Origin of the sequence: uncultured Ruminococcus sp., from assembly GCA_902785355.1 — a bacterium.
Taxonomy (GTDB): domain Bacteria; phylum Bacillota; class Clostridia; order Oscillospirales; family Acutalibacteraceae; genus Ruminococcoides.
In genome coordinates this window covers 1-20,391 of sequence record CACZYF010000023.1, presented here as the reverse complement: position 1 = coordinate 20,391, position 20,391 = coordinate 1, and the positions used below count along the sequence as shown (strand labels likewise).

Sequence of the window (20,391 nt, the reverse complement as noted above, 5' to 3'; positions counted from 1 at the left end):
TTGCTTTGGGCTGAATGTGTGCCATCCCCTTGCAACGACAATTGGATTAGGAGGAATTTTATGGATACGAAGCATTATTCAGTAGACAGCGTGGAGGCGCTGGAGCGCAGAATCGGCGAAGTCCGACAGGCGCAGGCAGTCTTCGGCGAATACAGTCAGGAGCAGGTCGACCGGATCTTCAAGGCGGCTGCGCTCGCGGCGAACAAGGCGCGGCTGAGTCTCGCGAAGCTCGCGGTCGAGGAGACCGGCATGGGCGTCGTCGAGGACAAGGTCATCAAGAACAATTACGCGTCCGAATACATCTATAACGCCTACAAGAACACCGTGACCTGCGGCGTGGTAGAGGAGGACAGCGCGGCGGGCATCGTCAAGATCGCCGAACCGATCGGCGTGGTCGCGGCGGTCATCCCGACCACCAACCCGACCTCGACCGCGATCTTCAAGTGCCTGATCTCGCTCAAGACCCGCAACGGCATCATCATCTCCCCTCACCCGCGCGCGAAGAAAAGCACCATCGAGGCGGCGCGCATCATCCTTGACGCGGCTGTCAAGGCGGGCGCTCCCGAGAACATCATCGCGTGGATCGACGTCCCGTCGCTCGACATGACCAATACCCTGATGAAGGAAGCGGACATCATCCTCGCCACCGGCGGCCCCGGCATGGTGAAGGCGGCGTACAGCTCCGGTAAGCCCGCCTTAGGCGTAGGCGCGGGCAACACCCCCGCCATCATCGACGAGAGCGCCGATATCGTTCTCGCGGTCAACTCCATCATCCACTCCAAGACCTTCGACAACGGTATGATCTGCGCTTCGGAGCAGAGCGTACACGTCCCCTCGTCGATCTACGACAAGGTCAAGGAGGAGTTCCTCTACCGCGGCTGTTACTTCCTCAAGCCCGACGAGCTCGAGAAGGTCAGAAAGACCATCATCATCAACGGCTCCTTAAACGCGAAGATCGTCGGTCAGAGCGCCTATAGGATCGCTCAACTCAGCGGCGTAGACGTCCCCGAGAGCACCAAGGTGCTGATCGGCGAGGTCAGGAGCGTAGACCTCTCTGAGGAATTCGCTCACGAGAAGCTCTCCCCCGTGCTCGCGATGTACAAGTACGACACCATCGAGGAGGCGTTCAATAACGCCGAACAGCTCATCGCCGACGGCGGCTACGGCCACACCTCCTCCATCTATATCAACGAGCTGACCCGCGCAGATGTTCTCGCTCAGTTCATGGAGCGCATGAAGACCTGCCGTATCGTGGTCAACACCCCCTCCTCACAGGGCGGCATCGGCGACATCTACAACTTCCGCCTCGCTCCGTCGCTGACCCTGGGCTGCGGCTCATGGGGCGGCAACTCGATCCATGAGAACGTAGGCGTCAAGCACCTGTTGAACATCAAGACCGTCGCCAAGAGGAGGAACAACATGCTTTGGTTCAGAGCACCTGAGAAGGTTTATATCAAGCAAGGCTGCCTGAGCGTCGCCCTCGACGAGCTCGGCACCGTTATGAATAAGAAGAAAGCCTTCATCGTCACCGACAGCTTCCTGTACAGCAGCGGCTACACCGCGCCGATCGAGAGGAAGCTCGACGAGCTGGGCATCATGCACACCACGTTCAGCGAGGTCGCGCCCGATCCGACCCTCGCCTGCGCGAAGATGGGCGCGGAGCTGATGAAGAGCTTCAAGCCCGACGTCATCATCGCCGTCGGCGGCGGCTCGCCGATGGACGCGGCGAAGATCATGTGGGTGCTGTACGAGCATCCGGACGTCGACTTCGAGGATATGGCGATGCGCTTCATGGATATCCGCAAGCGCGTCTACACCTTCCCGCATATGGGCGACAAGGCGTATTTCATCGCGATCCCCACCTCCGCGGGTACGGGCAGCGAGGTGACCCCCTTCGCGGTCATCACCGACGAGAAGAGCGGTATCAAGTACCCGCTCGCCGACTATGAGCTGATGCCCGATATGGCGATCGTAGACGCGGACATGATGATGAACGCGCCCAAGGGGCTGACCTCCGCCTCGGGTATCGACGCGGTATCCCACGCGCTGGAGGCTTACGCCTCGATCATGGCGACCGACTACACCGACGGCTTGGCGCTCCAGGCGCTGAAGGTGCTGTTCGAGTATCTGCCCAAGGCATACGAGAGCGCCGTCACCGGCGTTCCGAACAAGGAAGCCCGCGAGAAGATGGCGAACGCCGCGACGATGGCGGGTATGGCGTTTGCGAACGCCTTCCTCGGCGTGATGCACTCTATGGCGCATAAGCTCGGCGCCTTCCACCACATCCCCCACGGCATAGCGAACGCCCTGATGATGAATGAGGTCCTGATATTCAACAGCAAGGAAGCCCCCGCCAAGATGGGCACCTTCCCGCAGTACGATCATCCCCATACCCTCAGGCGCTACGCAGAGGTCGCCGAGACCCTCGGCATCGGCGGCAGCGACGACAGCGAGAAGCTGCAGGGGCTCCTCGACCGCATCACCGACCTCAAGACAGAGATCGGCATCATGCCCACCATCCGCGACTATGTGCCGGATGAAGAAGCCTTCCTCGCCACCCTCGACGAGATGAGCGAGCAGGCGTTCGACGATCAGTGTACCGGCGCGAACCCGCGCTATCCCCTGATCAGCGAGATCAAGCAAATGTACCTCAACGCCTACTACGGCGAGCATAAAGATATCTAAGGAGGGTAACTATGAGCAACCTGAATCATGAGATCCTTGCCGAGCGCAGTCACAAGGTCATCTACAAGGACGGCGACACGGTATTAAAGGTATTTGACAGCGATTACAGCAAGGCGGATATCCTCAACGAAGCCCTCAACCAGGCGCGTATCGAGGAGACGGGGCTGAACGTGCCGAAGCTGCTCGAGGTCAGTATCATCGACGGCAAGTGGGCGATCCGCACCGAGTATGTCCCGGGCAAGACCCTCGCGCAGCTGATGGAGGAGAATCCTGACAAGCTCGACGAGTACCTCGACCTCTTCGTCAGCATCCAGAAGGAGATCTTCTCTAAGGAAGCCCCGATGCTGAACAAGATCAAGGATAAGTTCAACCGCAAGATCAGCATGAGCCGCTTTGACGCGACCACCCGCTACGAGCTGCACACCCGCCTCGACGCGATGAAGAACCACAAGAAGATCTGCCACGGCGACTTCACCCCGTCGAACATTATCATCACCCCCGGTGGCACGCGCGCGTGTCTTTCTGCTGACGCAAATACAGAAGCAGGCGAAACCGTTAATCAAAACAGTACTTCAAATATAAAAGACTGTAATTATTACATCCTCGACTGGTCGCACGTTACCCAGGGCAACGCCGCAGCCGACGCCGCGCGCACCTATATGCTGTTCCGCCTCAAGGGGATGGACGAGATCGCGGAGAAGTACCTCGACCTCTTCTGTAAAAAGACCGACACCGCGAAGCAGTACGTCCAGCGCTGGATGCCGATCGTCGCCTGTACCCAGAGCGTCAAGGGCAAGCCCGAGGAACAGGAATTCCTCGAGCGCTGGGTCAACGTCGTGGACTACGAGTAAGAGAGAACTCGGAGAACGGAGAACGGAGAATGGTGAATGGTGAATGGTGAATGGTGAATGGTGTTGGGAAAGCCTGACGGCTTTTGGATCGGTATAATATCTGCTTTTCATACATTTGTACCTCTATACCGAGCTTTACAATAACAGTGTCATTGTGAGGTGTGAGATTGCCACGGGCTAAAGCCCTCGCAATGACGCATAAAGGAAAACGCGTTACAAATCGGGTGCGGGCAGCGCCCGCCCTTCATTCCTCATTCCTCACTCCTCATTCCTCATTCCTCACTCCTCACTCCTCACTCCTAACTTGTAGGGCGTTTTGTTCCTATCCAACGTTTTCGATATGGATAACTCCCGTCATTCGCGGGCGACCGATGGTCGCCCCTACGGCGGGAGCAAGCCCCCGCCCTACAATTATATCCAACGTCGGTGCTCGCGGAGCGACATCGTAGGGGCGGTCATTGACCGCCCGTTGTCGCAGGGCGTGGCATTTCCTATCTCACGTTTTCGATATCAATAACGCCCGTCATCCTCGGGCGACCGATGGTCGCCCCTACGGCGGGAGCATTCCTCGCCGGAGACGGCTCCCCCTTTGTCCTGACCGATGGTCGCCCCTACGGCGGGAGCATTCCTCGCCGGAGACGGCTCCCCCTTTGTCCTTCGGACATTCCCCCAACGGGGGTACCCCCGCCCTACAACTCTATGCAACGTTTAAACAATTCCTCATTCCTCACTCCTCATTCCTAACTTCTCACTCCTCACTCCACATTTCTTCCCTCTTTACGCGAAAGGAGCAACCTATGTCAGAATTAAAACCCGGCTTGACGAATGAGAAATCCGTCGCCGTTACGATCGAGAACACCGCCCTCGCGATGGGCAGCGGTACGCTGCGGGTCTTTGCGACCCCGTCGATGATCGCGCTGATCGAGGGCTGCTGCGCCGAATCCGTCGAGGGACTCTTGGGCGAAGGCAATACCTCGGTAGGCACCAAGGTCGAGGTCGAACACCTCGCCGCCTCCCCCGTCGGCGCCTCCGTCCTCTGTAAGAGCACCCTGACCGCCGTAGACGGCAGAAGGCTCGACTTTGAGGTCGAGGTCTACGACAACGCGGGGCTGATCGGTAAGGGCAGACACACCCGCTTCACCGTAGACGCCGACCGCTTCGTCACCAAGGCGTACAGCAAGCTGTGATTCCTGAACGACTATTAACAGAAATGCCATCCCCGGGCTGAGGATGGCATTTTTCTTTATCAGAAATTTCGATCATTATTCTGTTGAACAGGCGGCTGTGGGTTCATCGGCGGAGCCTGCATCGGCTGCTGACCCAGCGGCTGAACGAACGGCTGCTGCCACCCGTAGAAGAACGGAGCGAACTCGGGGATCTGACTGACGAACGGCACCGCCTCGGGATGACGTCGGAGCACCATATCCATGTAGATGAAGCCGGTCAGGTTATCCGTCCGCGACATTTTTCGGACCCCCATGAAGCACAGCACATACAGCGCGATCAGGAACGCGAAGAACACGAGGGTGAACACCGCCGACTCCAGCGAAAGCGAGAAGTCGTAGAAGCCGTGTACCGCCGTAGGCGCCGTCAGCGCCGCGAGCATCCACCTGCCCGGCTTGAAGCTCTTCTGTCCCGGCGCGAGCAGGCGGTACTGATACAGATAGCTCTCGAGCTGATCCGCCTTATGATTGAGGAACCATCTGCCGTAGAAGTAGCCCATGATGATCCCGAAGAAGCAGTGTCCCGGGATCGAGGTCACCATCCTCAGGAGCGCCACGCCGATACCGTTCTCAAAAACATAGAACAGGTTCTCGGTCACAGCGAAGCCCAGCGACACGAACACCGCGTACACCACGCCGTCAAACAGACAGTTGAAATGCTTACTCTTGCGGGTCACGATATAGACGAAGAAGAGCTTACAGCCCTCCTCCACCAGCGCTACGCCGAAGAAGTATTCGAGAAACTTGTATAGAATCGAATCGTCGGGGATACCCATCGCGTTCAAAATGCCCTGAGCGAGCAGCTCGAGGATGACCGCGGGGATCACCGAGACGCAGCCGAGCAGAAACAGCCCCGCGAGCAGTCCCTTCGGCTCCTTCTCGATCCTGTCCTTCTTATAGATATAGATCATCAGTACGACCGCCGGCAGGACCGCCGTCAGCGCGAGGATAATAGATTCTGTCATACGTCACGCTCCTATAGACAATGGCTGCCTAAAGTATAGCAAAAGCACGCCCCGCCGTCAACTTCCGAAACCAACTCGGGAGAAAATAGTTTTTATAAGTTGCATAAAAGTATGCAACTTTCAGCTTGTCGAAATAGTATCATAAAATATATGAGTAGTCGATTTCCAAGGCTCCCTTTGGTAAAGGTGAGATTCTGTCCAAATCTGTGATTTGGATTACAGAATCCATACACCGGAGAGCTGTCCCCGAAAGGGGACTGAGGAATTGCATGAATTGATCGACCGAAGGGAGAAACNTGACTCGCTTCGCTCAAACAATCAATACAATTCATCCGCCTCCTTGCGGAGGCACCTTCCTTTCCCAAAGGAAGGCTTTTTAGGTTTTTCTACAATCTGTAAGTTGCATAAAAGTATGCAACTTTTTCTTTTGTCGCGCTATGGGTGAAGGAGTGATTTTGATGAAGGAACCGAAGTATATCAAGCTGTTCAACGACTGCGCCGACGAGTTCGCGATGCTCTCCGACGAGCAGGTCGGGCGGCTGCTCAAGGGGCTGCTGACCTATGCCAACCGCGCCGAAAAGCCCGATTTTACCGACGATATCACGCTGAGGGTGCTGTTCTCGATCCTGAAAAAGCAGATCGACCGCGAATACAAAAAGTATGATGAGCTCTGTCAGGCAAGGTCAGCCGCGGGACGGAAGGGCGGCGCTCCAAAGGGGAACACCAACGCGCGAAAAACAAGCAAAACAACCAAAACAAGCCAAGACAAAGACAAAGACAAAGACAATGACAAAGACAATGACAAAGACAAAGATATATAACGGCGTTTCGCCGTCTGTCGGGCAAGCCCGACGCTCTCTCTTCAGGTGAATGAAGCCATGATTTTCCTTATCGGTATTCCGTAACTGCAACGCCCGGAGCTTAACGAGCGCTGTATAAAGCTAAAGTATCAAATATGTCGCTGAGAAGCCGAGCGGGTGCGCCTTTACGAATACAACCGTTTCCCGCAAAGCAAAAGGCTCCCTTTGACAGAGAGCCTAATTCCGTATTCTGTTCAGCGATCAGTAGTAGACCTCTTCGTCGGTGTAAACGTCCTGATCTTCGTAGTACTCCTCATCCGCCTGTGCTTCGGTGGGGGCGTCGGAAGCAGGCTGAGCAGCGGCGACGGTAGCCGCCTGAGTAGGTGCTGCGGTCGGCTGATCGGGCGTCGCCTGATCGGGGGTCGTCTTTGTCACCTTCTCGATGTAGCTGAGCATATCAAAGACCGCCTGTTCTACGCTGGTGCCGTGGCGCTCGAAGTTGACCTTGGGGATCACGAGGGTGTGCCCCTCCGCGATCGCCTTGATATTCGCAAGACCCGGGGTATTCTGGAGCACATTGATCACATCGATGCTGTCGCAGAAGATGAACGACGGGGACTCGATACGCAGAGAGTCGAGGTTGGCAAGGGGCTCGGTCTGATCGGCGAGCACGTTCGGAGCGCCGTTATAGCTGAAGAACTTCTGCTCCAGGCTGTCCTTGACAAAGGTGCAGAGCTGACCGCTTTGATCGAGATAGAGGTACGCAGAGGTCTTGAGGACCTTGGTAGAAGCGGTGTTAAGGGTATCGAGCGTCTCAAACAGCGTTGAGAAGCCTTTCTCGCCCTTTGCCCTGCCGGTCTCCTTGCCGCCGAGCACGGTGCCGACGTTCTCATACAGCTCGCCGAGCTCGTTGGTATTCAGCGCGATATTCATGACGATGACCTTGAGGCCTGCCGCGGTCAGATTCTGTTTGACGTCCTCGGGCAGGGTGTTGTCGGCGATGATGAGATCGGCGCCTGCCGCGGTGATCGCCGCGATATCGGGAGCCGCCGCCTTGCCGACGGCGGGAACGACCTGCAGGAACTCCTGCGTACATTCCTCGCTCCTACCGACCATCTTGACGTCATAGCCGATGTAGGATATAATATCGGCGAGCTTGTCACTGAGTACGACGATCGCCTTAGGCTCCTGCTCGATAGTGACGTCGCCGAAGGTCACGGGGAAGTCGTTGGTCTCCTTCTCGGGCTTACAGCCGCCGAGGAGCGCGGCGCATGACAGCATCAGACACACCGCGAGCAGAAGGGATAATGTTCGTTTCATAAAAACACCTCTTGTTTCTGTTTGTCGCGAAGCGGATCGCTTCACGAAGGGTCAGGTCGAAAAGAAGCCTAACATATATATTGTAATCAAAAGCACCGCAATAGTCAAATAAAACTGTGAAATAAAACGAAAATTTAAAATTTGTTAAAAAACAGTAAAAAAAGACTTGCATTTTTGAAATAACGGTGCTATAATAGCAACTGTTCCACTGAGGAACACGGGGGTCCACCCGTTCCCATCCCGAACACGGAAGTTAAGCCCTGTAGTGCCGAAGATAGTGCCCTGGCGACGGGGTGTGAAAATAGGAAGATGCCAACACATAAAGGCTTCCACCCAGTAGGGTGGTTGTTTTTTTATGTAAAGAAAAACGTTCCAAGGTCGTTCGATCTGCCGTAGGGGCGGTCATCGACCGCCCGCTGACGCAGGGCGAACGGGCTGAATGAGTTCAGCCCCTACAATAAACTTCCCCGGTACAAACACTAAAGTATTCACCGGACACTTTACCCTTTTTAAGCGGTTGAGATTGCCACAGCCCCTAAAGGGGCTTCGCAATGACTATTGAATAAACCTTGCATAATATCATGCAGTGTTCGAATGATGTGCCTGAAAGAATTTGCGGCAGGGCTTGCTCCCGCCGCTTTTCTGCGTTATAATGGATTTATTAAAGCATTTGCGCCCTGTATCGGGCGGTTCACTGTTATCGGGAGGCGTAAGTAATGACGGATTTTGAGAAGCTGAAAGAGATCGTTGACAATTCACACCGTATCGTGTTCTTCGGAGGGGCGGGCGTATCGACCGAGAGCGGGATCCCCGACTTCCGTTCCGCCGACGGACTATATCATCAGAAGTACGATTATCCGCCGGAGGAGATCCTCAGCCACACCTTCTTCATGCGTAAGCCCGAGGAATTCTACCGCTTCTACCGCGACAAGATGCTGTGCCTGAACGCAAAGCCCAACAAGGCGCACCTAAAGCTCGCTCAGTGGGAGCGGGAGGGGAAGCTCCGCTCCGTCGTGACCCAGAACATCGACGGTCTGCACCAGGCGGCGGGCAGCGTGCGCGTGCATGAGCTGCACGGCTCGGTACTGCGTAACCGCTGTATGAAGTGCGGCAGGTTCTACGGTGTTGAGAAGATCGCCGAGAGCGAGGGCGTGCCGCTGTGCGACTGCGGCGGGATCATCAAGCCCGAGGTCGTCCTCTATGAGGAGGCGCTCCCCGAGGACACCGTTATGCAGGCGCTGGAGGATATCCGCTCCGCCGACACCCTGATCGTCGCGGGTACGTCGCTGACCGTTTACCCCGCCGCGTCTTATATTCGCTATTTCGGCGGCGATCACCTGATCCTGATCAACCGCGACAGCACGCAGTATGACCATATCGCCGAGCTCGTCATCCACGATAAGGTCGGCGAGGTGCTGGACAGATTGTAAAAAGCATGTCATATAGTCATATACAGAAAGAGCACTTCCGTTTCCGGAGGTGCTCTCTTTTTGTTGAAAAACAGTGTTTGCAGGGGAAAATTCCCTCTGTCGCCCGCGAATGACGGGCGTTATTCATATCGAAAAGGTCGGATAGGGTACACAACGCCCTACGACTTTAAGTTTTATCAAGCATTGAGCATTGAGCTTTAATCTGATTCTTACTCCGCTCGCTGTACCTTGACCTTGATCTTATCGCCGGGCTTGTGGTTGGCGAGGACGTCGTAGATATCCTGGAACGAGGTAACGGTCTCGCCGTCGAGCTCGGTGAGGATATCGTCCTCTTTGATATCCGTTCCCGCGAGAGAACCGTTCTCGTCGATCTCTTCGATCAAAACGCCTTCGGGAACATCATAGTACATCGCGTTTTGATTGCCGAGCTCCATACCCGAGAAACCGATGCGGGTGCGGCCGGTAACGTAGCCGTAGTGGATCAGATCGCCGACGATCTTCTCGACGGTCTCGGAGGGTATCGAGAAGCTCATATTTTCAAAATTGGTCGCGATCGTCTTGGCGGTGGTGATGCCGATGACCTGACCGTATTTGTTGCACAGGGGGCCGCCGGAGTTGCCGGGGCTGATCGCGGCGTCGCTCTGGATATAACGGACGGACTTGTTGATGGTAAGCTCCCTGTCGACGGCGGAGACGATGCCCTTCGTCAGCGAGTTCTGGAACTTCACGCCGCCGGGAGAGCCGATGGCGATGACCTCGTCGCCGATCTCGATCAACTCGCTGTCACAGAAGGTGACTGCCTTGAGGTCCTTTGCGTCGATCTTGAGCACGGCGAGGTCGGTCCATGTATCATAACCGATGACCTTCGCCTGATAGCTTTTGCTGTCCTTGGTCACGATGTTGATCGCGTACATGCGGCTGTTGCCGATGACATGGGCGTTGGTGATGATGTAGCCGTCGGCCGAGATAATGGTGCCGGTCCCCTGCGATACGATATCCTTCTCGTTGTCGGAGATCTTATCCTGATAGCACATGACGGTCACAACGCTGGCGCTGACGTCCTCATAAGCCGCCTGGGTCGTGTATTTCGCGTTATCCTTATCGGCGGGCAGCTTTTCGAGCTTGATGTTTGAAACGCTCTGGTCGGGCGTACCGATCGAATCCTTGTTATCCTCGGCGCGTTTCTGGGTCTCGCCGTTGTCCGCCTTGAGGGTGATCTCCTCCTCGATCTCCTTGTAGCTGCCGCCGAGCGAATCGGGGAACAGTCCGAAGCCGTTATTATCCTCTCCGCCGTCAATACTGAAGGGATCGGCGCTTTTTTTGCTGTCGGAATCGCCCTTGCCGTGGCTCACGATATAGGCGATGAAGCCGACGGTCATCATCACGAGCAGGGCGACCAGGATGATGATAAACACCTTGGTACCCGTCGGAGTGGCAGGCTTCGGAGCGGGTGTGTAATTGACGCCGGGGCGGGGCTGTGCCGGACCGTGGTAAGCGTAAGGATTCTCCGGCTGAGCCGGACCGCGGTAGGCGTAGGGGTTCTCGGGCTGGGCCTGTTCACGGTAGGGATTCTCCTGTCGGGGAGGCTGCGCATACGGCGCAGGCTGCTGATAGTACGGCGGCTGATAGCCCTGCGGTACCTGCGGGGGCGTCTGCTGCGGATAAGGCGGTACGGGATGCTCGCAGCCCTGATAAGACGGCGTATAGCCGTAGGGCGGATAGGGCTGATGCTGCGCGTAGCCCGTCTGAGCAGCCGCCTGAGGGGGGGCATACGGTACCTGAGGCGCTTGAGGCGCCTGAGTTGCTTGAGGCGCCTGAGTTGCTTGAGGAAGCGGCGCTTCCCGAACGGTCTCGGGTGCTTCAGCGATCATTGGTTCTTTTGATGCGGGGGCTTTTTTATCCTCCGCTTGTTCAGTCGAGGGCGCCTCAAACGGCGCGTACTCGTCCTCGGGGCGATAGCCCTGCGGATTAAATTCATCCATCGTTTATTCCTCCTTCTCACTGTTAAGAGTGGTTTCAACAAAATTTCCCGTCTTCGACTTAGGCTGGGTCTGCACGCCGTTCGTAGGCAGGCGGAAGGTGAAGCGGGTATATTCGTTCACCTGTGACTCGACGAAGATGTCGCCGCCGTGCAGGCGCATGATGGTCTTGGCGATAAACAGACCCAGACCCATGCCCTTCTTATCCATGCTGCGGCTCTTGTCGGTTTTATAGAAGCGGTCGAAGATATACCGGATGTCCTCGGGCGGGATGCCGGGGCCGGTGTTGGATATCTTGACCGAGATATCATAGTTGGTTTCCTCGAGAGCGAAGTTGATGGTACCGCCCTCGTTGGTGAACTTGACCGCGTTTTCGATCAGGTTGTAGATGACCTGATACATCAGGTCGGGATCGGCAAAGACCGTCAGCGAGCGGAAGTTCTCGAGTCCCGTGATATGCAGCTTGCGCGCGACGATCCGCTGCTCGAAGCTCGCGAGGATCGTGATCAGCATCGAGAACATATCGAACTTCTGCGGCGATATCTTCAGCTCGCCGCGGTCGATACGCGACAGGCTGAGCATCGAGGTGACCAAACGCGAGAGGCGCTTGACCTCGATCGACACGATCTTCATGTAGTGGCGGTGGCGCTCCTGGGGGATGGTGCCGTCGAGCATACCGTCGATAAAGCCCGCGATAGTGGTCATCGGGGTCTTGAGCTCATGCGACACGTTCGAGATGAACGCGCGGCGCATACCCTCGCTCGAAGCAAGCGAATCCGCCATGTTGTTGAAGGCGTTGGCGAGCTCGCCGAGCTCGTCGTCCGAGCGCACCTTGACGCGCGCCGAAAAGTCGCCGACGGCGAAGCGCTTCGCTGCGCTTGACATCTGCTTGAGCGGGCGGGACATGTTAAACGACATCGAGGTCACGAAGATGATGATGATGATGAGCATGATCGCCGCCGCGACGAAGAAGATCTGCAGAAAGGTGACCGGCAGCCCCGAGATGAAGGTTGCGGGAGCGGATACATAACAGCAGCCGATGATCTTCTCCTCCCCGCCGACGAGCCCGCGGATGGGTACGCCCGCCGTATAGCGGTCGCCGACGCTGTCATATAAGCCCTCGAGCTTACCGACCTCAAAATAGCCGTCCTCCTGCAGCATCGTCAGGCTGATGATCATTGAGGACAGGGATGATTCGCTGTGGATACAGTTCTCGCTCTCGGTGCAAAACTTGCACACGCCGGCGGTATCGACGATGAAGATGTCCGCGCCGATGATGCCGGAGATGGTGCTCAGCGTCAGTCCGTAGCGGGAGCTCTCTCTGAGCACGAGGGTGTGATTCACCGCGTCATAGGAGGCTACGGGAGTCACGATCTCAGCAATATGGGTGATATTCTCGGACAGGTCGGATCGTTTCTCAGCCTCCCACGAACGCTGAACGAAGAGATACGTCGTAAAGCCCAGCGCGATGAAGCTCGTCAGCACGATCGCCAGCCCGAAGATCAGGTATTTCTTGAACAGGGAACGCTTCACGCGGAAGCGCGTGTTCCGTTTCCTGCGGCGGTTATCAGTTCTTTGTTTCAAACTTGTAGCCTACTCCCCAGACGGTACGCAGCTCCCACTTGTCGGAGACGCCGTCGATTTTCTCTCTGATACGCTTGACGTGGACGTCAACGGTACGGCTGTCGCCGTAGTACTCGAAGCCCCAGACCTGATCGAGCAGCTGGTCGCGGGTAAAGACCTTGTTGGGGTTGGACGCGAGATGATACAGCAGCTCGAGCTCCTTGGGCGGGGTGTCGATCTGCTTTCCGTCGACGATCAGCTCGTAGTTCGTGAGGTTGATGGTCAGCTTGTCCCAGCGAACCTCCTTCACGGCGTCCTCGTCGGAGCCGCCGGTACGTCTGAGGACGGCGCGGATACGCGCGACGACCTCCTTCGCCTCAAAGGGCTTGACCACATAGTCGTCGGCGCCGAGCTCGAGACCGAGGATCTTGTCAAAGACCTCGCCCTTGGCGGTCAGCATGATGATCGGGCACTCGGAGGTCTTGCGGATCTCTCTGCATACCTGCCAGCCGTCCATCTTCGGCAGCATGATGTCGAGCAGGATCAAGGCGGGCTGCTCGCGGTTGAAGAGCTCGATCGCCTGTTCACCGTCGTTGGCGATCACGGTGGTGTAGCCCTCCTTCTCGATGTAGAGGCGCAGAAGCTCGCAAATGTTGATATCGTCGTCGACGATCAGGATCTTTCGGTTAGTCATAGGATCACCTCATAGATGGTTTCTGTTATTACAATTATACATTATAATATGTATTTCGGCGAAAAAGTGAATTTTTTATAAATTTATCGTGTAAATCGGGTGAAAGAGCGATATACAAAGAGGCCGCTTGCGCAGCCTCCGTTTATTAAGCAGTCAGAAGTTTATATACCTCGAGGAAGGTGTCGATGACGTACTGCGCCTCCTCGTCGGTGATAACCGAGTTCATCGGCAGGGTCAGCTGGTTCTTGTGCATATTGTAGGCGTAGGGGTAGTCCACAATATCGAAGCCCTTCTGCTTGTAGGCGGTCATCATGGGCAGCGGCTTGAAGTGTACGTTACAGGTGACGCCGCGCTTCTTCATCTCATCATAGAAGCGGTTGCGGAACGCCGCGTCCTTACCGAGGAAGCGAACGAAGTACAGGTGGCCGCTGGAGCGGTGGTCGGCGGAGCGGTGGTCGAGCACCTGGATATCGAGATCCTCGAACGCCTTGTTGTAACGGGTGATCAGCTCGTGGCGGCGGTTGAGCATCTTGTCATAGCGCCTGAGCTGTGCCAGACCGATCGCAGCGAGCACGTCGGGCATGTTGCACTTGTACTGGGTGTTGACGACGTCATACTCCCACGAGGTTCCCTTGTCCTTGGTGAAGGCGTCCTTGGTCTGACCGTGCAGGGTCATGAGCATGTATTCCTTGTACAGCATGTTGCTGTCTACGCCGGGAACCTCGCGCCAGGTGGCGGCGCCGCCCTCGGCGGTAGTGAGATTCTTAACGGCGTGGAAGCTGAAATTGGTGAAGTCCGCGATCGAGCCGCACATCTTGTTGTGCCATGAGGCGCCGAACGCATGAGCGGCGTCAGCCATGACGATGATACGTCCCAGCGCGAGCTGGACGGGGTTGTCGGAGGGCTTGAACTCGGAACGGTGCTTCTCAACGATCTCAAAGATACGGTCGTAGTCGCATACCACGCCCGCAAGGTCGACCGGGATGATGACCTTGGTCTTGGGGGTGATGGCGGCGTCGACCTTGTCGTAGTCCATCTCGTAGGAGTTCGGCTTACAGTCGATCATCACCGGCGTAGCGCCGACGTGATAGATGACGGACGCGGTCGCGGTGTAGGTATAGGCGGGGATGATGACCTCGTCGCCGGGGCCTACGCCCAGGATACGCAGAGTCATCTCCGCGCAGGCGGTCTGGCTCGACAGACACACCGCCTTCTTGGTACCGCAGCGCTTTGCGATCTCCTGTTCAAAAAGCTTGGTCTTGGGGCCGGTGGTGATCCAACCGGAACGCAGGGTATCTACGACCTCCGCGATCTCGTCCTCGGAGATATCGGGAGGGGAAAAGGGAATATTCATCATGATAGTTACTCCTTGCAAAGGGCAGATTCGTAAAGCCCTCTTACACAGGTTATATTATACACCCTGTAAAGCCCGATGTAAAGAGGAAGTTTAGGAAGAAAACGGTTAGCGTCGGGAGTGCGGCGTTACCGGAAAGCCGGACAGCTTTCCGCAACCTCATATTTCTTATTTCTTAGTTCTTAGTTCTTATTTCTTATTTCTTATTTCTTATTTCTTAATTCTTAGTTCTTATTTCTTAGTTCTTATTTCATATTTCTTAGTTCTTATTTCAACAAAGCCGTCAAGCTTTCCCTCTTGCCGTGGAAAGAATTCTGTGGTACAATATAAAATGAGTTATTATAGGAGCGCGGTTTTGACCCTGATCGGTCAGGATCGCCGAGGGCGAAGCGGACGTTTCCCCTCACAACAAAAACAATACAAAAGGAGAGGTTGTATGGATAAACAATCCAAGGCAACAGGACACAAGGCGTTCGCCGACCGTCTCTTTGAGCGTCATCTGTCGCTCGAACGGATCGTCGCGGCGCTGATGTCTTCGATTATGCTTGCCTACATCATCCAGCTCTTGTCACACGGCAATTTTGCCGACCTGGGCGCATACTACGGCAGCATCAGCTTCGGCACCTTCTTCGCCGCAATGCTCGTCGGGCTCGCGGTGCTGATCGGTACGACGTATCTGCTCCGGCAGAAGGTCATCATCCCGTGGGCGCTGATGGTCACGGCGCTGATGGTTTCGGTGCTGTTTGCCGCGAACTACACGGACGGCGGCGCGTTCTTCTGCCTCGGTATCGGGGTGGTCGACCTGATCATCGTACTGTGGGAGGTACGCGGCGACAAGCTCGGGCTGTCCTCTCTCAACATCAGCCGCAGAGTCGCGCTGATTGCGGCGTGCGTGCTGTTCGTTTTGATGACCGTCGTATTCGGTATCCTGACGACCGCCAAATACCGCAACTATGCCAACTTTACCTTCGACTTCGGTATCTTTGCGCAGATGTATGAGCGTATGGCGACGTCCTTCGCGCCCGAAACCACCGTCGAGCGCTCGCATTTGATGTCCCACTTCGGCGTACATTTCTCGCCGATCTTCTACCTTTTCCTACCGGGCTACTTCATCTTCCGGACTCCGATCTACCTGTTCTTCGTTCAGACCGCGTCCGTCGCGGCGGGCGTATTCGCCGTGTACCTGATCGCGGGCAAGCTCGGCTTCTCCGGCAAGCTGACGCTCGCGCTCGAGCTGATGTACGCCTTCTATCCGTGCCTGATCAACGGCACGTTCTACGACTTCCACGAGAACAAGTTCCTCACCACCATCATCCTGTTCCTGTTCTACTTCATCCTGTGCAAAAACACGGTATGGGAGTTCATCTTTGCTTTTCTGCTTTTGAGCGTGAAGGAGGACGCCGCGATCTACCTGATCGTGATCGCCCTGTTCATGATGATCAACCGTAAGGAGATCGCCCGCGGCGGTATCATGCTCGCGATGGCGCTCGTGTACTTCATCGCGGCGCAGCAGATCGTCGCCGCCTCCGGCTCAGACGGCGTGATGATCGGGCGACTCTCCGACTACTTCGTCAACGGTCAGCAGGGCTTCTTCTCCGTGATGAAGGCGGTTTTCTTCGATATCGGCTTCCTGATCAAGCAGATGTTCACCACCGAGAAGCTGCCGTTCGTGCTGTGGATGCTTCTGCCCGTATGTATCGCGCCGTTCTTCACCAAGAAGATCTCGTCGCTGCTGCTGCTATTCCCGATGGTTCCGATCAACCTTATGCAGAGCTGGCAGTACCAGTACGACGTCAACTACCAGTACACCTACGGTACGGCGGCGCTGATCATCGTCAGCACCATCCTCGTGATCGCCGAGCTGAAAACCGACAAAAAGCGCGTGGTCATGCTCGTGTCGCTGTGCATGTGCGCGGTGATGTCCGCGTCGCTGTGGATCCCCAAGATCAATACCGCGAAGAGCTATCTCGACAGCGCGAACGGCTCCCCCAAGCAGGTGAGCGAGCTGCTCGAGACCATCCCCACCGACGCGACCGTGACCGCAGCTCACGCGCTGGTACCCCATCTCTACAAGGTCAAGTGGCTGTACACCATGCCCGATTATTATACCGACAAGCGCGACAAGCCCATCGACACCGATTACTTCGTCATCGACACCCGCTACGGCGATCTTGCCGAGCAGATGAAACAGACGATGGGCAACAACTATAATCTGATCAACACCGCGGGCTTTGCGGAGCTGTATCAGCACAAGTAAGCAGGTGAATGTATGAAAAGATTCGTATGCATCCTTTTGACCGCGCTGTTCGCGGTATCCCTCGCCGCCTGCGGCGCCGGCAATCAGCCGACGGAGCCCTCCGCCGCTCCCACTGACGCGCCCTATATCCACACACAGATAGACGAGCCCGAATGGACGCTTGCCGAAGGGGAACTGACCCTCGAGGACGGCACGACGACCTATGCGCAGGGCAAGGACTTCCTGTACTTTGCGATCGTTGGCGCCACCCCTCAGGAGATGGAGCTCAGATTCCGCCTCGACGACGCGGTCGCCGCGAAGCTCACCGACGAGCCCGCCTATTACATCACCTTCAACGGTGAAAACATCGGCAAAGCAAGCCTGAACGAGAACCATACCGTCGCCGTCATCAAAAGCGCCGACGCCGCAACCGAGATCACCGCTCTCGCCACCAGAATTCGCGGTCTTGCGGAATAATCAGGTATTCATTCGCACAGCGCGTCCGTAGGGCGCGCTGTTTTTGTCTGCACACGCACAGTCCCGACTCTCCCCCGTTCTCCTCATACTTATACTAATCCTTAATAAAAAGATTTAATCAAATATTAGTATCAAAACAGACAAAAAAGGCTCCCTCATACGAAGGAGCCTTGCTTGCTGTTTGCTTATTTCTCCACGACGGTGACGGTGCGGGTGGCGGTGGTCTTACGGTGGAACTCGTCGGTGAAGCTGTAGGTCAGGTAGTAGGTGCCGGGCTTGTCGCGGAGCACCTCGCCCGCGACGACGACGCGGTCGGTGACGTCGTTGCCGAACATATCCGTCGCGCTGACGCCCTCCATCGGATCGACCTGCGTACCGGTCGAGACCTCGACGTCCTCGGCGCAGGTCAGGGTCGGTACCTTATCCAGATAGGGATTGCCCTCTGTCTTATCGGTGGGATCCCACACGGCGTTCGCGGGGAGCTTCACGGTACGGGGCTTTCCGAGCGGGTCGGCGCTCGAATCCGCGTCGATCACGTGAACGGGCGTATAGAGCGGGCAGTTCTTCCATACCCAGTAAACATCCGATACCATCATACGCACGCAGCCCTGAGAGGCGTTCTGTCCGAGCTTATTGAACTCAGCCGCCTCGAGCGCGTCGTGGCGGTAGATCTCGTAGGGTACACTGTGGAAGAGGTAAGCGCCCTCGAAGCCCGAGGTGAACATACCGTAAACGCCGCCGAAGAGCGGATGCCACGGCTCCTGGAAATAGATGGAAAAGTCACCGGTGATGGTGATATCCGCGCCGCTCATACCGCAGGAGGCGACCATCGCGCGCACAGGCACGGTATAATCGCCCTTCTCGTCGTAGGTATAGACGGTGACGACGTTGGTGCGCCGGTTGACGGTGATGCTGTAGAGATTATCGGAGCCCTGCTCCATATTCCTGCGCAGGGTCTCGATATTCGCGATGTTCGCGGTGGTCAGTTCGTTGCGCGCGACGTCGATCGGTTCCTTGACGGTGAAGTCGCACTCCGCCTTAAAATTGCGCGCTGTCGCCGTCACGGTCGCCTTACCTTCCTTGAGCGCGTCGGCATGACCCGCCGCGTCCACACGGATGACGGAGTCGTCGGTGGAGGTGAAGGTCACCTCGCGGAGCCGGATTGCCTTAGGCAGGGTGAGGGTACAGGCGTCGTTGACGTTCAGGTCAGCCTTCACGGGGATGCCGTCCTGCATCGTCATGTTGACGGGCTTCTCTTCCTTCTCGGGCTGAGGGGTGGTCACCTTATAGATGACGAACGCCGCGAGCACGATCAGGAGCAGTACCGCGATGACCGCGATAACGATTTTTCCTATTGGTTTTTCGGGTTTAGGTGGTTGAAAGCGGGCAGAGCCGCCGTATCTCATGATCTTGATCGGTTTCATGGCTCCATTATACACGGTTTACCGACATTTATCAAGTTACAGTTTTTTGCAGTGCAAAGATATTGAAAAAACACGCGCGTCATGCTACTATTATATATTATGAAAGATACGATTTTTTGTCCCTACGCGAAGAAATGCAGCTCCTGTCAGCTGAACAACCTCAGCGACGGCGAACAGCTGCGATATAAAGAGAATATTTGCAGAAAGCACCTGAGCAAGCTCTGTAAGGTCGAGCCGATCACCCCCTCGCCGAAAACAACCGGCTACCGCAACAAGGCGCAGTTCGTCTACAAAACGGAGGGTAAGCGGATCGTCAGCGGCATCTACCGTTCCGCAAGCCGCAGCGTGATGGCGGCGGAGCGCTGCGCGCTGTGCTCCGACCGCGCCAATGAAACGGCAGCGGCGCTCGCGAAGCTCTTCCAAAGCTTCAAGCTCCGTCCCTACGACGCCCACACGGGCAGAGGCCGGCTCAGGAGCGTCGTCCTACGCGAGGCGGAGGGCACCGGCGAGATGATGGCGGTCATCATCGGTACAGACCCGGTCTTTCCGGCGAAGCGCACCTTCTCGACCGCTCTGCAAAAGGCGTGTCCGTGGCTCACCACCGCCGTTTACGCCGTCAACCGTGACAGAAGCAAGCTCTTCAACGGCAAGACAGCGGGCGTGCTGTTCGGAGAAGGGCATATTACCGACGTTCTGTGCGGAGAGCGCTTCCTCATCTCCCCCTCCTCGTTCTACCAGATCAACCACGCCCAGACCGAACAGCTGTACGGTAAGGCGATCGAGCTCGGCGAACTCGGCGGCACCGAGACCGTGCTGGACGCCTACTGCGGGGTCGGCACCATCGGCATCGTCGCCTCGCGGCACGCGAAGGAGGTACTCGCCGTCGAGCTGAACCCTCAGGCGATCCGCGACGCAAGGCGCAACGCGAAGCTGAACGGCATCGAAAACATCCGTTTCACCGCCGCCGACAGCAGGGATTACGTGAAAGCGCTTGCCGAAGAGGGCGCGGCGATCGACGCCGCCTTCATCGACCCGCCCCGCGCGGGCTGTACCGCGTCGTTCCTGAACGCTTTGGCACGGCTGAGTCCGAAAAGAATCGTCTACGTCTCCTGCAATCCCGAGACCCAGGCGCGGGATATCCGAATCCTCGGCAGACTCGGCTACCGCGCCGAGGTCGCCTACCCCTTCGACATGTTCCCTCACACGAACCATGTGGAGACGGTCTGTTTGATGTCAAGAGTTAAAGAAAAATAGGCGCGAAAGCCCAGTACTGCGGTTTTCGGGGAATCTGGCAAATTTGGCATCGGGCAGGACGAACGCTTCTCGGTAACTTATCCAAGAGCAAATCCGATCAAAAAGTGTGAGAGTTGAGTTGTCAAGATAGATGTCA

15 protein-coding genes and 1 rRNA gene are annotated in these 20,391 nt (G+C 56.5%); 9 read left to right on the top strand and 7 right to left on the bottom strand.

The genetic code is table 11. From position 1 onward, the window contains the following. The first annotated feature begins 60 nt into the window (after nucleotides 1-60). From adhE to R2I50_RS06580, 3 genes are all read left to right on the top strand, one after another. A complete protein-coding gene (gene adhE, locus R2I50_RS06590) occupies nucleotides 61-2,685 on the top strand; it encodes a bifunctional acetaldehyde-CoA/alcohol dehydrogenase (RefSeq protein ID WP_316608365.1) in 2,625 nt (874 codons plus the stop codon). A gap of 11 nt (nucleotides 2,686-2,696) precedes the next feature. Continuing rightward, entirely contained in the window at nucleotides 2,697-3,536 is an 840-nt protein-coding gene (locus R2I50_RS06585) for a phosphotransferase (protein ID WP_316608364.1), read from the top strand. Nucleotides 3,537-4,333: 797 nt separating this feature from the next. Beyond that, the gene (locus tag R2I50_RS06580; protein ID WP_316608363.1) at nucleotides 4,334-4,723 is read left to right on the top strand and encodes a thioesterase family protein; all 390 of its coding nucleotides are present in this window, start codon (nucleotides 4,334-4,336) and stop codon (nucleotides 4,721-4,723) included. 59 nt (nucleotides 4,724-4,782) lie between these two features. On the opposite strand, the gene R2I50_RS06575 is transcribed toward R2I50_RS06580, so the two are convergent. After that, nucleotides 4,783-5,724 (bottom strand): PrsW family glutamic-type intramembrane protease, encoded by a 942-nt coding sequence (locus R2I50_RS06575; protein WP_316608362.1) that lies wholly within the window; start codon nucleotides 5,722-5,724, stop codon nucleotides 4,783-4,785. A 458-nt stretch (nucleotides 5,725-6,182) separates the two neighbouring features. Here R2I50_RS06575 and R2I50_RS06570 point away from each other — a divergent pair, with 458 nt between their 5' ends. Continuing rightward, a complete protein-coding gene (locus R2I50_RS06570) occupies nucleotides 6,183-6,545 on the top strand; it encodes a DUF6291 domain-containing protein (RefSeq protein WP_316608361.1) in 363 nt (120 codons plus the stop codon). A gap of 240 nt (nucleotides 6,546-6,785) precedes the next feature. Here the strand turns inward: R2I50_RS06570 and R2I50_RS06565 are convergent, their stop codons facing one another. After that, nucleotides 6,786-7,844 (bottom strand): ABC transporter substrate-binding protein, encoded by a 1,059-nt coding sequence (locus tag R2I50_RS06565; RefSeq protein WP_316608360.1) that lies wholly within the window; start codon nucleotides 7,842-7,844, stop codon nucleotides 6,786-6,788. A 214-nt stretch (nucleotides 7,845-8,058) separates the two neighbouring features. Between R2I50_RS06565 and rrf the strand changes: the two genes are divergently transcribed. Further along, a 5S ribosomal RNA gene (rrf, locus tag R2I50_RS06560) occupies nucleotides 8,059-8,151 on the top strand. A 409-nt stretch (nucleotides 8,152-8,560) separates the two neighbouring features. After that, nucleotides 8,561-9,274 (top strand): NAD-dependent protein deacylase, encoded by a 714-nt coding sequence (locus R2I50_RS06555; RefSeq protein WP_316608359.1) that lies wholly within the window; start codon nucleotides 8,561-8,563, stop codon nucleotides 9,272-9,274. 209 nt (nucleotides 9,275-9,483) lie between these two features. Here the strand turns inward: R2I50_RS06555 and R2I50_RS06550 are convergent, their stop codons facing one another. The 4 genes from R2I50_RS06550 to R2I50_RS06535 all read right to left on the bottom strand — a co-directional run bounded on the left by R2I50_RS06550 (nucleotide 9,484) and on the right by R2I50_RS06535 (nucleotide 14,867). Then, nucleotides 9,484-11,256: a trypsin-like peptidase domain-containing protein gene (locus R2I50_RS06550; RefSeq protein WP_316608358.1), complete on the bottom strand. Its 1,773-nt coding sequence runs from the start codon at nucleotides 11,254-11,256 to the stop codon at nucleotides 9,484-9,486. 3 nt (nucleotides 11,257-11,259) lie between these two features. Further along, the gene (locus R2I50_RS06545) at nucleotides 11,260-12,837 is read right to left on the bottom strand and encodes a HAMP domain-containing sensor histidine kinase (RefSeq protein ID WP_316608357.1); all 1,578 of its coding nucleotides are present in this window, start codon (nucleotides 12,835-12,837) and stop codon (nucleotides 11,260-11,262) included. Beyond that, nucleotides 12,821-13,510: a response regulator transcription factor gene (locus R2I50_RS06540; RefSeq protein WP_316608356.1), complete on the bottom strand. Its 690-nt coding sequence runs from the start codon at nucleotides 13,508-13,510 to the stop codon at nucleotides 12,821-12,823. Before R2I50_RS06540 ends, R2I50_RS06545 begins: the two co-directional genes overlap by 17 nt. A gap of 145 nt (nucleotides 13,511-13,655) precedes the next feature. Then, nucleotides 13,656-14,867 (bottom strand): DegT/DnrJ/EryC1/StrS family aminotransferase, encoded by a 1,212-nt coding sequence (locus R2I50_RS06535; RefSeq protein WP_399552845.1) that lies wholly within the window; start codon nucleotides 14,865-14,867, stop codon nucleotides 13,656-13,658. A 433-nt stretch (nucleotides 14,868-15,300) separates the two neighbouring features. Between R2I50_RS06535 and R2I50_RS06530 the strand changes: the two genes are divergently transcribed. Continuing rightward, complete coding sequence (locus R2I50_RS06530) at nucleotides 15,301-17,121, top strand: DUF2079 domain-containing protein (RefSeq protein WP_316608355.1); 1,821 nt, start codon at nucleotides 15,301-15,303, stop codon at nucleotides 17,119-17,121. A gap of 12 nt (nucleotides 17,122-17,133) precedes the next feature. Then, complete coding sequence (locus R2I50_RS06525; RefSeq protein ID WP_316608354.1) at nucleotides 17,134-17,577, top strand: hypothetical protein; 444 nt, start codon at nucleotides 17,134-17,136, stop codon at nucleotides 17,575-17,577. Nucleotides 17,578-17,762: 185 nt separating this feature from the next. Here R2I50_RS06525 and R2I50_RS06520 read toward each other — a convergent pair whose 3' ends face one another. After that, nucleotides 17,763-19,001, bottom strand: coding sequence for an immunoglobulin-like domain-containing protein (locus R2I50_RS06520; protein ID WP_316608353.1), 1,239 nt, complete (start codon nucleotides 18,999-19,001; stop codon nucleotides 17,763-17,765). A 99-nt stretch (nucleotides 19,002-19,100) separates the two neighbouring features. On the opposite strand from R2I50_RS06520, the gene rlmD reads away from it, so the two are divergent. Continuing rightward, on the top strand, nucleotides 19,101-20,255 hold the full coding sequence (rlmD, locus tag R2I50_RS06515) for a 23S rRNA (uracil(1939)-C(5))-methyltransferase RlmD (RefSeq protein WP_316608352.1): 1,155 nt from the start codon (nucleotides 19,101-19,103) through the stop codon (nucleotides 20,253-20,255). The last annotated feature ends 136 nt before the right edge of the window (nucleotides 20,256-20,391 follow it).

Excerpts from the sequence above, each read along its gene's own strand:
- adhE (WP_316608365.1), top strand. The coding sequence starts at position 61 with ATGGATACGAAGCATTATTCAGTAGACAGCGTGGAGGCGCTGGAGCGC.
- R2I50_RS06585 (WP_316608364.1), top strand. The coding sequence starts at position 2,697 with ATGAGCAACCTGAATCATGAGATCCTTGCCGAGCGCAGTCACAAGGTC.
- R2I50_RS06580 (WP_316608363.1), top strand. The coding sequence starts at position 4,334 with ATGTCAGAATTAAAACCCGGCTTGACGAATGAGAAATCCGTCGCCGTT.
- R2I50_RS06575 (WP_316608362.1), bottom strand. The coding sequence starts at position 5,724 with ATGACAGAATCTATTATCCTCGCGCTGACGGCGGTCCTGCCGGCGGTC.
- R2I50_RS06570 (WP_316608361.1), top strand. The coding sequence starts at position 6,183 with ATGAAGGAACCGAAGTATATCAAGCTGTTCAACGACTGCGCCGACGAG.
- R2I50_RS06565 (WP_316608360.1), bottom strand. The coding sequence starts at position 7,844 with ATGAAACGAACATTATCCCTTCTGCTCGCGGTGTGTCTGATGCTGTCA.
- R2I50_RS06555 (WP_316608359.1), top strand. The coding sequence starts at position 8,561 with ATGACGGATTTTGAGAAGCTGAAAGAGATCGTTGACAATTCACACCGT.
- R2I50_RS06550 (WP_316608358.1), bottom strand. The coding sequence starts at position 11,256 with ATGGATGAATTTAATCCGCAGGGCTATCGCCCCGAGGACGAGTACGCG.
- R2I50_RS06540 (WP_316608356.1), bottom strand. The coding sequence starts at position 13,510 with ATGACTAACCGAAAGATCCTGATCGTCGACGACGATATCAACATTTGC.
- R2I50_RS06535 (WP_399552845.1), bottom strand. The coding sequence starts at position 14,867 with ATGATGAATATTCCCTTTTCCCCTCCCGATATCTCCGAGGACGAGATC.
- R2I50_RS06530 (WP_316608355.1), top strand. The coding sequence starts at position 15,301 with ATGGATAAACAATCCAAGGCAACAGGACACAAGGCGTTCGCCGACCGT.
- R2I50_RS06525 (WP_316608354.1), top strand. The coding sequence starts at position 17,134 with ATGAAAAGATTCGTATGCATCCTTTTGACCGCGCTGTTCGCGGTATCC.
- R2I50_RS06520 (WP_316608353.1), bottom strand. The coding sequence starts at position 19,001 with ATGAAACCGATCAAGATCATGAGATACGGCGGCTCTGCCCGCTTTCAA.
- rlmD (WP_316608352.1), top strand. The coding sequence starts at position 19,101 with ATGAAAGATACGATTTTTTGTCCCTACGCGAAGAAATGCAGCTCCTGT.